At 68.7% G+C, this 14,912-nt stretch carries 15 protein-coding genes and 2 pseudogenes; 6 read left to right on the forward strand and 11 right to left on the reverse strand.

The annotated features are described in order from the left end of the window. The 3 genes from G5C60_RS14850 to G5C60_RS14860 all read left to right on the forward strand — a co-directional run. On the forward strand, positions 1 to 657 hold a 657-nt coding region (locus G5C60_RS14850), incomplete at its 5' end, for an SDR family oxidoreductase (protein ID WP_206439539.1). 206 nt (positions 658 to 863) lie between these two features. Further along, on the forward strand, positions 864 to 1,697 hold the full coding sequence (locus G5C60_RS14855) for an alpha/beta fold hydrolase (RefSeq protein ID WP_053740676.1): 834 nt from the start codon (positions 864 to 866) through the stop codon (positions 1,695 to 1,697). A 182-nt stretch (positions 1,698 to 1,879) separates the two neighbouring features. Then, on the forward strand, positions 1,880 to 2,536 hold the full coding sequence (locus G5C60_RS14860) for a mycothiol-dependent nitroreductase Rv2466c family protein (RefSeq protein ID WP_165259159.1): 657 nt from the start codon (positions 1,880 to 1,882) through the stop codon (positions 2,534 to 2,536). Between the two features lie 97 nt (positions 2,537 to 2,633). Here the strand turns inward: G5C60_RS14860 and G5C60_RS14865 are convergent, their stop codons facing one another. Both G5C60_RS14865 and G5C60_RS14870 read right to left on the reverse strand, forming a co-directional pair. Then, positions 2,634 to 3,554, reverse strand: a complete 921-nt coding sequence (locus tag G5C60_RS14865; protein WP_206439540.1) for an IS3 family transposase — start codon at positions 3,552 to 3,554, stop codon at positions 2,634 to 2,636. Then, the gene (locus tag G5C60_RS14870) at positions 3,542 to 3,874 is read right to left on the reverse strand and encodes a transposase (protein ID WP_165259171.1); all 333 of its coding nucleotides are present in this window, start codon (positions 3,872 to 3,874) and stop codon (positions 3,542 to 3,544) included. Before G5C60_RS14870 ends, G5C60_RS14865 begins: the two co-directional genes overlap by 13 nt. A gap of 322 nt (positions 3,875 to 4,196) precedes the next feature. Between G5C60_RS14870 and G5C60_RS54130 the strand changes: the two are divergent. Next, positions 4,197 to 4,289: pseudogene (locus G5C60_RS54130) on the forward strand (transposase); the annotation flags it as partial. Between the two features lie 315 nt (positions 4,290 to 4,604). Here the strand turns inward: G5C60_RS54130 and G5C60_RS14875 are convergent. Both G5C60_RS14875 and G5C60_RS14880 read right to left on the reverse strand, forming a co-directional pair. After that, the gene (locus tag G5C60_RS14875) at positions 4,605 to 4,895 is read right to left on the reverse strand and encodes a DUF4193 domain-containing protein (protein WP_165259173.1); all 291 of its coding nucleotides are present in this window, start codon (positions 4,893 to 4,895) and stop codon (positions 4,605 to 4,607) included. Positions 4,896 to 4,973: 78 nt separating this feature from the next. Continuing rightward, a complete protein-coding gene (locus G5C60_RS14880) occupies positions 4,974 to 7,061 on the reverse strand; it encodes a HelD family protein (protein ID WP_165259175.1) in 2,088 nt (695 codons plus the stop codon). Positions 7,062 to 7,373: 312 nt separating this feature from the next. Between G5C60_RS14880 and G5C60_RS14885 the strand changes: the two genes are divergently transcribed. Continuing rightward, positions 7,374 to 7,745, forward strand: coding sequence for a hypothetical protein (locus G5C60_RS14885; protein ID WP_241266805.1), 372 nt, complete (start codon positions 7,374 to 7,376; stop codon positions 7,743 to 7,745). Positions 7,746 to 7,825: 80 nt separating this feature from the next. After that, positions 7,826 to 8,388, forward strand: a pseudogene (locus G5C60_RS14890) (ISKra4 family transposase); the annotation flags it as partial. Positions 8,389 to 8,801: 413 nt separating this feature from the next. Here the strand turns inward: G5C60_RS14890 and G5C60_RS14895 are convergent. The 7 genes from G5C60_RS14895 to G5C60_RS14925 form a co-directional block, all read right to left on the reverse strand. Next, a complete protein-coding gene (locus G5C60_RS14895) occupies positions 8,802 to 9,476 on the reverse strand; it encodes a CoA transferase subunit B (protein WP_277611328.1) in 675 nt (224 codons plus the stop codon). Beyond that, entirely contained in the window at positions 9,473 to 10,228 is a 756-nt protein-coding gene (locus G5C60_RS14900) for a 3-oxoacid CoA-transferase subunit A (protein WP_165259177.1), read from the reverse strand. The genes G5C60_RS14895 and G5C60_RS14900 overlap by 4 nt, the downstream gene beginning before the upstream one ends. Before the next feature lie 11 nt (positions 10,229 to 10,239). Beyond that, entirely contained in the window at positions 10,240 to 11,010 is a 771-nt protein-coding gene (locus G5C60_RS14905) for an SDR family NAD(P)-dependent oxidoreductase (protein WP_165259179.1), read from the reverse strand. Continuing rightward, a complete protein-coding gene (locus tag G5C60_RS14910) occupies positions 11,007 to 11,768 on the reverse strand; it encodes an SDR family oxidoreductase (RefSeq protein ID WP_165259181.1) in 762 nt (253 codons plus the stop codon). Before G5C60_RS14910 ends, G5C60_RS14905 begins: the two co-directional genes overlap by 4 nt. Next, positions 11,765 to 12,736 carry a fumarylacetoacetate hydrolase family protein gene (locus G5C60_RS14915; protein WP_165259183.1) on the reverse strand — a complete coding sequence of 324 codons (972 nt, stop codon included), beginning with the start codon at positions 12,734 to 12,736 and terminating at the stop codon, positions 11,765 to 11,767. The genes G5C60_RS14910 and G5C60_RS14915 overlap by 4 nt, the downstream gene beginning before the upstream one ends. 104 nt (positions 12,737 to 12,840) lie before the next feature. After that, positions 12,841 to 13,779: a VOC family protein gene (locus G5C60_RS14920; RefSeq protein ID WP_165259185.1), complete on the reverse strand. Its 939-nt coding sequence runs from the start codon at positions 13,777 to 13,779 to the stop codon at positions 12,841 to 12,843. A gap of 24 nt (positions 13,780 to 13,803) precedes the next feature. Further along, complete coding sequence (locus G5C60_RS14925) at positions 13,804 to 14,889, reverse strand: amidohydrolase family protein (protein ID WP_241266806.1); 1,086 nt, start codon at positions 14,887 to 14,889, stop codon at positions 13,804 to 13,806. Positions 14,890 to 14,912: the final 23 nt, after the last annotated feature.

Below are 14,912 nucleotides of genomic sequence, written 5' to 3' on the forward strand. Positions count from 1 at the left end.
GCCCCCGACCCCGTGGAACCCCGCCGCATCCTCCTCACTGGCGCCACCGGATTCCTCGGCGCCCACCTCCTGTTCGACCTGCTGCGCCGCAGCGACGCCCACGTCGTCTACCTGGTCCGCGCCACCGACCAGGAAGCGGCCGAACGCAAGCTGGCCGACGCCCTCACCGGCTACTTCATGCCCTGGTCTGACGCGCTTTCGCCGGACGATTTCCCGCCGGGGGTTGAGACGCTCGAGGATCTGCTCGCCATGAGGAAGCGCAGCTGGGCTGCGCTCCAGGCCACAGGCATCGACGGCGAGGCGGGCTATGTCAGCCTGGACCCCGACGAGGCCGAGGCCGAGCTGCGCCGACTGTTCGACGGGCAGTCGTTCGGGGTGGTGCTCATCGGTGGCGGCATCAAGGCGGCCCACGGCGCCGGCCACCGCCGGGACCTTGCCCAGCAACGGCAGCAACTGCGTGACGTCGCCTGCGGCTTCCTCTGGTCAGCGACACCGCGAGCGGGTGCTCCACCTGTTTCCACTGCCCGTCCAGCAGTAGGCACCGCAGATGCACCCCCGCCCCGCCGGCGCCGATCCGCCCGAGCGAACGGCTCGAACACATCGCCGCGAAGTCCTCCAGTCCGCACCGGACTTCAGGCATCACGCACCGGTCAATGACACAGCCCTCGACCGGCCACGCCACCAACAAACGAACCTGACCAGGCCCTGCCTCCAGTGCGCCACGCCTTGAACAGGCGGGAGGGGGGCGTTGACCACATCAATAGTTGATGCATCGTCAACTTGGTCGTACCTCCTCCCGTATGCGCCGTCCCGCACGCGGGAGCCCCCACCGCAGAAATGATCAGCCCGAATAGGAGCCACACATGCTTGAAGGATTCGAAGACCGTTATGCCGACGTGAACGGCACCCGGCTCCACTACGTCATCGGCGGCGAAGGCGAGCCGCTGGTCCTCATGGACGGGTTTCCGCGCACCTGGCACGGCCTCCACAAGATCATGACCCCGTTGGCCGAACACTTCCGCGTCATCGCCGTGGACTACCGCGGCCAGGGAGAGTCGGACAAGCCCGAGGGCGGCTACGACAAGAAGACCATGGCGAAGGACATCTACGAACTGGTCCGCGGCCTGGGCCACGAGCAGGTGAACATTGCCGGTGCTGACATCGGTGCGATGGTCGCCTACAGCTTCGCCGCCAACTATCCGCAGGCCACCAAGAAGCTCGCCCTGTGGGAAGGCGCCCCCTTCTCGCAGGCATTCCAGCACTTCGCCAAGCCGTTCCCCGGGCCCGGTGATCTGAACCTGTGGACATACCCGTTGAGCCAGATCGAGGGACTGCCCGCCAAGCTTCTCGCGGGGCGGTTTCGGCACGTGATCGACTGGTCGGCCGAACACCTCGCGCGCCACCCCGAGCGGATCAGCGAGGAGAGCCGGGCCATCTACGCCCGGGCCTACGACACACCCGAGGCACTGACCGCGGGCTTCGGCGTATTCCACACCTTCCACCAGGATGTGGCCGACAACGACTCGTATCCCCCGCTGGAGATGCCCGTCTTGGCCATCGGCGGCGACTTCATGCGGCCCATGATGGAAGACAAGGCCAACGACATCCGCTACAGCGGCATCGAGGACAGCGGCCACTTCGTCGCGGAGGAGCAGCCGGAGGCCCTGGCAGCCGAACTGGAAAAGTTCTTCGGCTGACTCCCCGCACGGTGAGCGGCTTGAGCCGCAACCTCCCACAGTCGGCAAGGTCGTCACCACCCTCACCGCCTACCTGCTCGACCAGGCGGCCACGTCCCAGCAGGCCGGCGACGCGGGCGGTCCGGCGACAGCACTCAGGCAGCGACCGTTGCCGCCCCTTTTGCCCTTTTTCGAGGAGAGCCATGTCCGAGCAGGCCTCAGTCAAGACCCCCGTCGACTTCTGGTTCGACCCCCTGTGCCCCTGGAGTTGGATGACCTCGCGCTGGGTCCTGGAGGTGGAGAAGGTCCGGGACATCGAGGTCCGCTGGCACATCATGAGCCTCGCCGTCCTGAACGAGCCGAAGCTGGACGAGCTGCCCGAGGAGTACCGGGAGCTGCTGTCCACCAAGGCCTGGGCCCCGGTCCGGGTGGTGACCGCCGCCTGGCAGAAGCACGGCGCCGAGGTGCTCGGCCCGCTCTACACGGCCATGGGCACCCGATTCCACAACCAGGGCGAGGGCCCGACCCGCGAGGTGATAGCGGCCGCCCTCGAAGACGCCGGCCTCCCCGCGGACCTGATCGAGTACGCGGACCAGGAGGACTTCGAGTTCGACGCGGAGCTGCGCGCCTCCCACAAGGAAGGCATCGACAAGGTGGGCCAGGACGTCGGCACCCCCGTCATCGCCGTGCCCGGCGCCGACGGCGAACAGCTCGCCTTCTTCGGCCCCGTCGTCACGCCGACCCCCAAGGGCGAGGAGGCCGCCAAACTCTGGGACGGCACCCTGCTGGTCGCCTCCGTCCCGGGCTTCTACGAGATCAAGCGCACCCGCACGGCGGGTCCGGACTTCAGCAACCTGTGAGGGAGCGGGGGCTCGAAGCGGGGGCTCAATCGGGCTTGGGCATCTTCACGGGAGGGTCGAAGGGGTTGTGTCAATCCCCTCGCAGCGTGGAGACGATCTATGCGGCCAGTCCCTCGGCGAGGGTGGCTCGGTAGTCACGTTCGTAGTCGATCGGGCTCTTGAACCCGCACACGCTGTGTAGCCGCCTGGCGTTGTAGAAGTCGGTGATCCAGGTGGCGATCTTGATGCGTGCCTCGGTGCAGGTGCGGAAGGTGTGCCGGTGGACGTACTCGACTTTGAGGACGCTGTTGAACGCCTCGCTCACGGCGTTGTCGAAGCAAGATCCGACTCTGCCCATGGACTGGACCACGCCGAGCTTGCGACAGGCCCGCCTGAACCGCCGCGAGCAGTACTCGCTACCCCTGTCCGTGTGCATGATCACGCCGCGCACGTCGCTGCCGCGGGTGGCCGCGGCCATGTTCAGCGAGGCGACGACCAGGTCGGCGTCGTGACGCTCGGCCATCGCGTAGCCGAGCAGGCGGCGGGAGAACAGGTCGATGACCGTCGCCAAGTACAGCTTGCCCTCGCCAGTTTCGATCTCGGTGAGATCGCCCGCCCAGACGAGATCGGGCTCCTCGGCGGTGAAGTCCCGGCGCACGAAGTCCGGGGCGGCAGGCCGCTTGCCCGGCCTGGTCAGCGACCGGCGGCGGCGCACCTTCCGTCCGGCCAGCCCAAGCTCGGCCATGACCTTCGCGACCGTGTTCACCGACACTCGCCAGCCTCTGCGCGCCAGCTCGATGAACACCTTCGGCGAGCCGTAAGTGCCGCCCGAGCCGTGGAAGACCTCCTCGATCTCCTCTGCCAGCTGCTGCCAGCGCGCCTCACGCGCTGTCGGCGGACGATCCCGCCGCTTGTAGAACCACGACTCGGACACCCCCAGCGCCCGGCAGGCGGTGCGGTACGGAATCTTCTGCTCGGCCTTGCAGCTGCTGATCACCCCGACCGCAACGGCCGGGTCCGCCTCAGCTACTTCACCCACAAGGCCACGAATCGCTTGCACACATCACGCTCCATCTCCAGCTCGCGGATGCGCTTGTCCTTCTCCCGAGCCTCGGCCCGCAGCCGCTCCAGCTCCGCCCGCTCACTCTCCCGCAGACGACCGCCGGGCGACGGCTCGGCCACCGGCTGGTCCCGCGACGGCGACCCGTTGCGCCGCGCCCGCGACACCCAGCTGTGCAACGTCCCCGAGTGGATGCCCAGATCCTCAGCCACCTCCGGAATCGGCTTCCCGGTCTCCGTCACGATCCGTACCGCTCCCTCGCGGAACTCAGCGTCGTAGATGCGCTTCCTGGATGCCATGACCCCCAACTATCCCTCCGGTCACGGTCTCCACAGTAGGAGGGGAACCTCAAGGTGCGAGAGTGCGGCCTTGAAACCCGTGGCCGCCCACAGGATCACGTCGACCGGCGTGAAGGAGCCGTCCTCCTCGCGCACTCCCCCGGTTCGATCGCGGTGAACATGGGACGGCGTTCGAGGACCCCGCGCTCCTTGGCCGCCAGCGCGTACGGGGTCCAGCCCAGAGCGGTGTAGGAGACGACGCTCCCGGGGCGGGCCGGCCCGCCTCCACGTCGGCGGCGACGTTGGCGATGATCTGACGTCCCTCGGGATCGAACCCGCCCTCCAGCGGGACTTCATCGCACTCGTCGACGGCGTCCACCAACTCGTCAAGGCGCCGATCCTGTTGGTCTGGGACCGTCTGAACACTCACGTCACCTAAGCTTCTAAAGCCGAATCCTGAAGGTCTCAGACCGGGAACTGGTGGCAACTTGCACCCGGTCACGCGCGGTCTGACGTGGGGGTTCGCGTGCTTTGGGGTACGCGCCGGCCGGCCGCGAGGACCTACTTTTCGGTGGAGGTGCCCGCAACGCCCCCGATGAGGACACAGTGACCGGCTGAGTGAAGGACACGTGGACCAAGCGGCAGCGCCGGTTCTGTGTCGCAGACTTCAGAAGATCCCATACCGGTCCGACCCCATCGACAGCTACCTCGCCGCGACTGACCTCCCAAGGACGACATCACGCGCGCACGGTCAGACGTCACAGTCGCGGCAGACGGGAGGGCCGCTGCTCGCATCGGCCAGTTGGCTGCGGTGGCGCACGAGGAAGCAGACCGTACAGATGAATTCGTTGTCCAGCTGCGGAAGCACCTGGATTGTCAGCTCCTCGCCCGAAAGATCGGCACCGGGCAGTTCGAGGCCCTCGGCGGCCTCGGACTCGTCCATGTCGATGGCAAGAGTGGATTTGCTGGTGCTTCGGGTGTTGAGCTCCTCAAGGTTGTCGATGATGCCGTCGTTGCGTGGGGTGTCGAAGTCCTTCGCCATCTTGCCTTCTTTGTCTTGGTGTTTGCCGTGCTCGCGTATGTCTGCGCTGTCTGAGCGGTGGGAAGCGGACGGAGTGTGTCAGGCGGGCTGGACGGTGATCGTGCAGAGCCGCTTGGTCGCCCGGGTCAGGGCTACGTACAGGTCCCTCTCCCCGCCGGGGCGCGCCGTGGTGATCTCTTCGGGGCTGATGACGACGACTCCGTCGAACTCCAGCCCGCGCACTTCGGATGCTGGAACGATGCGTGCGTGCTGTGCGATGTCAGAGGCTGTCAGGTCGTCCACCCTCGCCTCTGCGCAGATGACCCCGAGGAACTCGCCCGGGTACGCGGAGCTCTGGTCGCGAAGTTCCTGGACGACGGTGGCGACCAGCTTCTCAGCAGGTGTGGTCACGGTGCGGGGAGTCTCGCCAGTGCGCAGTGACCGTGTCGGCTCCTGGTCCGGAGCGATCCGGGCGAGCAGTTCTCGGGTACTCGCGAGAATCTCCTGCGTGGTGCGGTAACTGACCGTCAGACTGTGCAGCTGGAACCGCGGGCCGACATGCGGACTCAACGCCTCCTTCCAGTCATGCGCCGTCGTGACCGGGCCCGCCTGGGCGAAGTCGCCCACCAGCGTCATGGCTTTTGCCGGGCAGCGGCGGACGATCATCCGCCACTGCATGGCGGTCAACTCCTGTGCCTCGTCGACGACAACGTGCCCGTACACGCGCTCCGGCGGGCCGTCGACCAAGCTGGCCGCCTCGTCCAGCAGCGCTACATCGGCATCGGTCCACGGCGCGTCCGGGGCACGCAGCAGACGCGACCGCTCGTCCGGTGTCAGCCAGGGAAGGTACTCGGCGAGAGTGCCGAGGTCTGTCAGGAGAGCCCGCACGAGGCCACCGGGTGTCAAGTGCGGCCACAGCGCTTCCACGGCCTGGTCGACGTGGGGGTCGTCGAGGAGCTCGGCCCGGACGACGTCCGCGTCGAAAAGGGCGGCCGATCCCGAGGCGGCTGCATCGTCGGGGCTGGGGTGGGCCAGGTCCGCCGCCGTGAATCGGTCGAGGTTCCGGCCCGTCAGCTGGGCCACCTCGTTGTCGATCTGCTCCAAGAGGTCAGCCGTATTGCGTTCCAGCGTCTCGGTGAGGGCGTCGACCAGAAGCTCCTTGAACACCTGGCGCGCTGGATTGTGTCCCAGCCCGGTCGCCACAGCGGCGTCGCGTGCGGTGCGGACTGTGGCTTCCGTAAGGTGAACCACGTCCTGCCCGACACGCAAGGTGAGGTCGCCGCGCGGACTTTGACGGGTGCGCAGCAGGTCGGCAAGTGCGTCAGCGAGAGCGGAACTGCCCTTGAGGCGCGCGGTGTCGAACGACTCCACCGCGGTGGGGACCACTCCGGCCAGTTCCTGGCATGTCGCCAGCACGACGTCGTTCTCGCCGAGCGAGGGCAGGACCTGGGAGATGTAGTCGAGGAACCGCGCGTTGGGCCCGACCACCAGGACGCCTTCCTTCGCAGCGCGCGGGAACGCGTACAGGACATACGCCGCCCGGTGCAGCGCGACCACCGTCTTGCCCGTCCCGGGCCCGCCCTGCACCACCGTCACGCCGCGGTGCGCGGAGCGGACGATCTTGTCCTGCTCGGTCTGCAACGTTGCGACGGCCGCGCGCATTCGGCCCGTACGCCGTGCCGAAAGGGCCTCGGTCAACGGGCCGTCGCCCACGACGTCCTCGGTGGTCGGGGCGGAACCGTCCAGCAGCTCGTCGCTCACCGAGACCACCGCGCGCCCGTCCAGGCGCAGGTGCCGGCGTCGCCGCAGGTTCATCGGGTGAACGGGCGTGGCCTCATAGAAGGGCCGCGCCGCGTGCGCACGCCAGTCGACGAGCAGGGGCAGGTCGTCGTCCTCTGTCTGCAGGCCGATCCGGCCTATGTGCAGTGTGGTGCCGTCCGCCCAGTCGATGCGGCCGAAGGCCAGTCCGTTTTCGGCCCCTTCGAGCCGTCCGATCTCCTGCGTCAGGCGGTCGGCGGCGATCCCGCGCTCGTATGTCTCGCTCGCACTCTCGGCCGGGGTCCTGAGTACTTCCGCCAGACGTGTCCGTGCCTCGGAGATCCGCTCTGTGAGCAGCTCGTACAGCGTGGAAACTCGCGCCCGTTCCCACTCGACCTGACGCGCAGCGGAGTCGTTGGACAGTGACAACGGAGGGCTCCTCTCGATTCGGGTGCCCACTATCGACTAGAGCCCAGGGAAAGTAAATTTTGACCTATTCGAGAAAGTAGTCACCGTCACCAGAGGTAATGCTGAGCCGCTTTGGCCTCCGTCTCAGTGCTCACGCGTGCGTGTTTTTGTCAAGAGTGATTTTGTCTGCATCGCGTAGGAGTCGCGGTGATCCTGTCTTCGGTTTTGAAGGGTCTCATGGATGTATACCTGGATCTTTATTTACTGAGCCCATTCCAACCTCAGGCGACAGCCGATCGGCGCTGTGTCACGGGCATCTGGTAGACCCTGGCTATGACTTTCTTGGCGGTGGTCGAGGGTGAGGCCGGCGGATGGCGCATCGATCGGGACGCGCTGACAGACGCGATCCGTGACCGGTGGTCTGAGGTCGAGATCCACTCGGTGCACCGCAGTGAAGCGCGCAGCCTCGTATGGCAATTTGAGACGGGGAACGGTCCAGGGGAGGCATATCTGCACGAAGACGGGACCTGCCTGTACATGGACGTCTGGGAGGAAGACGCGATCTGGCTGGCGATCGTCTTCCGCAGGCTGGCACCCATGGACCTTGACCTGGTGTTCTGCGATGAGGGTTACACCTTCGACGTTTGTCTGCGGGCTGGGACGACCGAGGCCGAATTGACGGACCTGGTAAATGCTGCGGGTTGATCTCAGCACGTGGCAGCGAGCTGGAGGACCAGGACGGCTTGGACAAGGCTCGTGGTCCGGGTCGTCGAGCAGCGGAGTTTAACGGCGCCCACCACCAGCTCGGCCTCATCCACGCCGAAGCCGAACGCCGCAACATCACCGTCCACATCCTGCTCGACTTCGTCCACGTCGCGGAGTACGTCTGGGCCGCCGCACACGCCTTCCACACCCCGGCAACCGCGAGGCCGAGACATGGGCCGCCGACCATCTCACCACGATCCTCGCAGGCCAAGCCCTCCGCGCCGCCGACGAGATGCTGACCCAGGCCGACCGTGAACGCCTGCCCGGCTCACGCCGCCAGGCCGTCACCGCATGCCACCGCTACCTCACCGGCCACCTCGACCAGCTCCACAACGACACCGCACTCGAAGCCGGCTGGCCCATCGCCACCGGCGCCATCGAAGGCACCTGCCGCCACCTCATCGGCGACCGCCTCGACATCACCGGCGCCCGCTGGAGACTCGAAGGAGCCGAAGCCGTCCTCCGCCTCCGCGCCCTCACCGCCAACAACGACCTCGACGCCTACTGGACCTTCCACACCCAGCGCGAACACCAGCGGCTCTACCCCAGCCCCGACCAGGCCGGACACACACCGACCGCCTGATCCACGACCTTCACTTCAAAGAGCCGCACCCGTCGCCAATTGAGCGGGTTGAGAACACTGCTACGGACCGGCTCGCTGAACACCAGGTCGACAAACCCCTGATCGACTGCGGCGGCAGAAGCCCCGGGAACGGTCAGGGCGTTGAGGACCATGGCACAGAAGCGCAGAACTACCTCCACGGGAACACGCTGCAACTGTCGCATGGTGTAGTCAGCAGTCAACGGTGCCCCGAAGATCTCATCCGGCGTGAGGAAAGCCGCAGCCAAACCGATCGGTGCCGGTTCCGCTCAAGCGGTTCGGGCGGAAGCGGACCGCGATTGCGGGCATGCCCGAGACCTACCGGGTCGGCCGCGTTCGGGCAGTGGTGACGGGCCGCTGCCCGAACCTGCGAGCGGGGTCGTGGACGACCGCGTTCAGCAGGCAGCGGTGACGGAGTCGGTCCGCAGGGGCGCGGCCGTCTTCGCGGTGATCTCGTCGAGGGTGATGCCGGGTGCGGTCTCGACGACGGCAAGGCCGTCGGGTGTGATGTCGAGGACGCCGAGGTCGGTGATGACGCGGTGGACGCACCGTTCGCCGGTGAGCGGCAGGGTGCACTCGGTCAGGATCTTCGGGCTGCCGTCGTTGGCGGTGTGCTCCATCAGGACGATGACGCGGCGGGCGCCGTGTACCAGGTCCATCGCTCCGCCCATGCCCTTGACCATCTTTCCGGGGATCATCCAGTTGGCCAGGTCACCGCGTTCAGACACCTGCATGGCGCCCAGCACCGCGGTGCCGATGTGACCGCCGCGGATCATGCCGAAGGACAGGGCCGAGTCGAAGAAGGACGCGCCGGGCACGACGGTGACCGTTTCCTTGCCCGCGTTGATGAGATCCGGGTCGACCTCGTCGGCGGTCGGATAGCGGCCGGTGCCCAGGATGCCGTTCTCGGAGTGCAGCACCACCTGCACGCCGGGCGGGAGGTGGCCGGGGATGAGGGTGGGCAGGCCGATGCCCAGGTTGACGTAGGAGCCGTCGGTGAGTTCGGCGGCGGCGCGGGCGGCCATCTGGTCGCGGGTCCAGCCCCGGGGCGTGTCCATCGTCGGGCTCATGCTCGTACCGTCCTCTTCTCGATCTGCTTGTCGGCGGCCTGAGCGGGGGTGAGCTCCACGATCCGCTGGACGAAGACGCCGGGGAGGTGGACGGCGTCGGGGCTCAGCTCGCCCGGTTCCACGAGCTCTTCGACCTCGGCGATCGTGATCCGGCCAGCCATCGCCGCGAGCGGGTTGAAGTTGGCCGCGGCGCGGCGGAAGACCAGGTTGCCGTGCCGGTCCCCCCGCCAGGCCCGGACGAGGGCGAAGTCGGTGGTGATGGCGTGCTCCAGGACGTGCGGTCGGCCGTGGAAGTCGCGTGTCTCCTTGGGCGGGGAGGCCACGGCGACCGAGCCGTCCGCCGCGTACCTCCACGGCAGACCGCCGTTGGCGACCTGGGTGCCCACACCGGCCGGGGTGTAGAACGCGGGGATGCCCGCGCCGCCGGCGCGCAGCCGTTCGGCCAGTGTGCCCTGCGGCACCAGTTCCACCTCCAGCTCGCCCGACAGGTACTGGCGGGCGAACTCCTTGTTCTCGCCCACGTAACTGCCCGTCACGCGGGGGATCCGGCCGGCGGCGAGCAGCACGCCCAGCCCGCGGCCGTCCACGCCGCAGTTGTTCGACACGACCTGCAGGCCGGTGGCGCCCTGTTCGTGCAGGGCCCGGATCACCACTTCGGGGATGCCGCTGAGGCCGAAGCCGCCGACGGCCAGTGACGCGCCGTCGGGAATGTCGGCGACCGCCTCGGCGGCGTTCGTGCTGACCTTGTTCACTGAGCGACCTTTCAGCCGGGGAGTACGGATGACCAGCCGCCGTCGACGACGAGGTTGGCGCCGGTGATGTACGAGGCCTCGTCGGAGGCGAGGAAGACGGCGGCGCCCACGACCTCGTCGGGGAGGCCGACGCGGCCGAGGGGGATGTGGCGGGCGATGGTGCACATGGGGTGATCGGCGGCGAGCAGGTCACCGCGCGAGCCCTCGGTGTCGACCATCCCGGGGCTGACGCAGTTGGCCCGGATGCCGTGCGGGGCGCCTTCGGCGGCGAGTTGGCGGGTCAGGGCGATCACGGCGCCCTTGGAGGCGGAGTGCGCCGAGCGCTGGTTGGTCAGCGAGCCGGTCAGTCCGGCCGTCGAGCCGACGGTGAGGACGCAGCCGCGGCTGCGCACCAGGTGCGGCCAGGCGCCGTGCGCGGCCAGCCATACTGAGTCCAGCTCCGTGCGCAGGGTGAAGGTGAAGTCCTCGTACGGCTGGGTGTCCACGGCTCCGAAACGGACGGCGCCGGCGTTGGCGTAGAGGATGTCGATCCCGCCGAAGGCGTCCACAGCCTCCTGCACCCACGCGCGGACGGACGCCTCGTCCGTGACGTCCAGCGGGCCTGGAGTCAGGGCCGTGCCGCCCGCCTCCCCCACGAGCCGCTGAGTCTCCAGCGCCTCCTCGTGCAGCAGGTCTCCGCCGACGACGATCGCGCCCTCGGCCGCGAAGCGCAGCGCCGCCGCCCGGCCCTGGCCACGGGCGGTGCCGGAGATCAGGGCCACCTTGCCTTCGAGGCGTCTCATGACGCCTCCGGGCGCAACGCGTCGGCGATGGACTTCACGCCGCCGTGCGCGGTGAGTCCGCCGTCGACCGGGATCTCGGCGCCGGTGATGAAGGAGGACTCGTCGGACAGGAGGAAGACCACGAGCGGGGCGACCTCGTCCACCGTGCCGGTGCGGCCGAGCGGGGTCTCGCGGATGTTCGCCTCGCGGAAGGCGGGGGCGGCGGAGGCGGTCATCTCGGTCTCGATGAAGCCGGGGTGGATCGTGTTGACGCGGATGCCGCGCGGGCCCAGCTCCGTGGCCGCGGTCTTCGACAGGCCGCGCAGTGCCCATTTGCTGGTCGTGTAGGCGACCGGGTAGTGGCCGGTGAGCGCGGCGGTGGAGCCGACGTTGACGATGGACGAGCCGGGCGGCACGCGCCGCGTCAGCGGCGTCAGGTGCTGGATGGCAAGGAGCGGGCCGGTGACGTTGACGGTGTGGACGCGGGCGAAGTCGTCGGGGGTCACTTCGCCGAGGCGGGCACGCCAGGTGATGCCCGCGTTGTTGACCAGACCGTGCACCCGGTCATACGACTCCCGCAGTTCGGCGGCCAGCTCCGCCCAGTGCTCCTCGTCGGTGACGTCGAGTTGGCGGCAGCCGGGGGCCTCGGTGACGTCGGTGGCGATGACGCGGGCGCCCTCGCGGGTCAGGGCCTCGGCCTCGGCGGCGCCCTGGCCGCGCGCGGCGCCGGTGACGACGACGACCTTGCCGAGGAGTCTCTTGGGGTGCAGGTCGTTCACGGCCGTTCCCGGGTGCGGCGGCGGGCGGTCGGCAGGGGCTCCGGATTCCTCCCCGCGACCACGGTGTTGGAGACGGTCCCGATGCCCTCCACGGTGAGGGTGACGGTGTCGCCCGGCTTCAGCGGGGGCGGGGACTGCTCGCCCCGGACGCCCCACAGCTCGGCGAGGCAGCCGCCGTTGCCGCAGGTGCCGGAGCCGAGCACGTCGCCGGGGCGGACGACGGTGCCACGCGAGGCGTAGGCGACCATCTCCTCGAAGGTCCAGCTCATGTTGGACAGCAGGTCCTTGCCGATGACCTCGCCGTTCACCGACGCGGTCAGCGCCAGGCGCAGAAAGCCGTCGGTGTCCCGGTACGGCTCCAGTTCGTCGGCGGTGACCAGGTACGGGCCGAGGGTGGTGGCCGTGTCCTTGCCCTTGCACGGGCCGAGGCGGACCTGCATCTCGCGGGACTGCAGGTCGCGGGCCGACCAGTCGTTGAAGACCGTGTAGCCGATGATGTGGTCCCGTGCCTGTTCCGGCGTCAGGTCCCGCCCTTCGCGGCCGATGACGGCGGCGACCTCCAGCTCGAAGTCGAGGACTTCGCTGCCCGGCGGCACCGGGACGTCGTCGTGGGCGCCGATGACGGCGTACGGGTTGGTGAAGTAGAACGTCGGGGCGTCGTACCAGGCTTCGGGCGCCCCGCCGACGCCGTCCATGGACCGCCGTACCCCTTCGACGTGCTCCTCGAAGGTGACGAAGTCCCGCACGGTGGGCGGCTGAAGCGGTGGCAGCAGCCGCACCTCGGACACGTGAGGGCCCGGCGGGACGTCGAGCGTGGCGGCGCCGGCGCGCAGGAGTGCGTCGAGTCCGTCGCCGCCGCTGATCAGCTCCGTGAGCGAGCGCGCCCCGGGAACCGGGTGGAGGGTGCCGTCCTCCTCCACGACGGCGACCCTGCGCTGGTGTCGGTGTTCATAGGTGGCGAAACGCATGCACGGCTCCAGGCTCTGGCGGTCTTCGACAGCGGTGGGAAGCGGGGACGCGGCAAGGGCGTCAGGGCGGTGACAGGGCCACCGCGTCCCCGCGGTTCGAGGCGTCAGACCGGCGGGGCGACGAAGCAGCCGCGGTCGACGTCGTTGAACGACTCCTTGGCGATCAGCTCGTTCATCGGGTTCGCCGTGCCCCACTGGTCGGCGACCCCGGGCTGGGAGAAGTCGTAGACGTGGGGGTGCCAGGTGTCCTCGTCCAGCAGCTCCAGTTCCGTCGTGTATTCGACGGTGTTGCCGTGCGGGTCGAGGAAGTAGGTGAAGGTGTTGTCGCCCGCCAGGTGCCGGCCGGGCCCCCAGACCTTCTGGAAGCCGGCGCGGATCACGCGGCCGGAGCCGCGCATGTACTCGTCGATGCCGCGCATCTCGAAGGAGACGTGGTGCAGGGCGGTGTGCGGCCCTTGGGCGATGGCCATGGAGTGGTGCTGGTTGCTGATGCGCATGAAGTGCATCGCCTCGCCCATCTTCGGATGCATCAGCGTGTCGGAGAGCCGGAATCCGAGGTGACGCTCGTACCACTCCCGAGTGCGGTTCAGATCCGGGGAGTTGAGGACGACGTGCGACAGCTTGACCGGGATGGCCTCCTTCTCCTCGATCTTGCGGTGCTGCCGGACGTTGACGTCCGCGGAGACCTCGATGGTGCGTCCGTCGACGTCGAAGAACCGGAAGCCGTACCCGCCTCCGGGGGTGTCGACCTTGCCCGGCTGGGAGATCAACTGCACTCCTCCGGCGAGGAGTTGCTCGGCGAGGGTGTCCACGTCCGCCGCGCTCGCGGCGCCGTACGAGACGAGGTCGAGGCGCTTCTCCTCGGCCTTGCGCAGCCGTACCACGTACTGCTCGGGGCTGCCTTCGGCGGCGAGGAAGGAGATGCCGGAGTCCTCGGCGACCTTGGTCAGGCCCCAGACGTCGGCGTAGAAGTCGAGTTGCTTGTCGTAGTCGGGCACGGCGAGGTCGACGTGCCGGAGATGGGTGAGCAGGCGTGCGCTCATGATGGGTTTTCCTCCTGCGGGGGGTCAGGTGAGGCGCAGCAGCGTTGCGGCGTTGCCGCCGCGCACGGCGTGGAAGTCGTCGTCGGGCAGGCGGGCGGCGCGCAGTGCGCCGACGGGGTCCTCGGTGCCCATATCGAAGGGGAAGTCGGAGCCGAGCAGCACACGGTCCGGGCCGGCCGCGCCGATCAGTGCCCGCAGTACCTGCGGGTCGTGGACCAGTGAGTCGAAGTACAGGCGCTTGAGGTAGCTGCTGGGCAGGTGGGCGCAGCCCGCGCCCGCGTCGGAACGGGCCGACCAGGCGTGGTCGGAGCGGCCGATGTGGGTGGGCAGATAGCCGCCCCCGTGCGCGGCGATGACCTTCAGCTCCGGATGCCGGTCCAGCACCCCGGAGAAGATCAGGTGCGAGAGCGCGACGGCGTTTTCGGTGGGCTGGCCGACGGTGTTGGACAGGTACCACTGGTCGAGGCGTTCGTCGAGCGTGCAGCCGAAGGGGTGCAGGAAGAGGATCGCTCCCGTTTCCTCGGCCCGGGTCCAGAAGGGTTCGTAGGCGGGGTCCGACAGCTCCCGGCCAGGCGCGTGCGAGGAGATTTCGACACCCAACAGGCCCATACTCACGGCGAGGTCGAGCGCGCGCACCGCCGATTCCGGGTGCTGCAGGGGGACGAGGCCCAGACCGTGCAGCCGGCCGGGCACCTGGGCGCAGTGGGCGACCGTCGCCTCGTTGGCCAGGCGGTACACCTTCTCCGCCGTCTCCTCGTCCGCCCAGTAGTGGTAGTGCGAGGGCGACGGGCTGACCAGCTGGACGTCCACGCCCTGCGCGTCCATCGCGGCCAGTCGTACGGCGACGTCCGTCAGCCTCGGGATGCGTTCGGCGACCATGGGGCCGGTGACGGCGAGGGCCGCGGGCCCGTTGCGACGGGCATCGAGGGCCTTGGCCTGTGCCAGGCCCGGCAGGCCGGCCACCAGGGCATCGACCTCGGGGATCAGGACGTGCGCGTGGACGTCGACCGTCGGGGAAGTGTGCGCGTCCGTGCTCGACGAGGGGCGGCTCCCGGCGGTAGCCGGGGGCTGGGTGCCTCCTCCGATGACCAGTGCTCTCTGGCCTTCCATCGCCAACTCCTTTGTTGGGCGGA

The sequence above is a fragment of the Streptomyces scabichelini genome (genome assembly GCF_011045015.1).
Taxonomy (GTDB): Bacteria; Actinomycetota; Actinomycetes; order Streptomycetales; family Streptomycetaceae; genus Streptomyces; species Streptomyces scabichelini.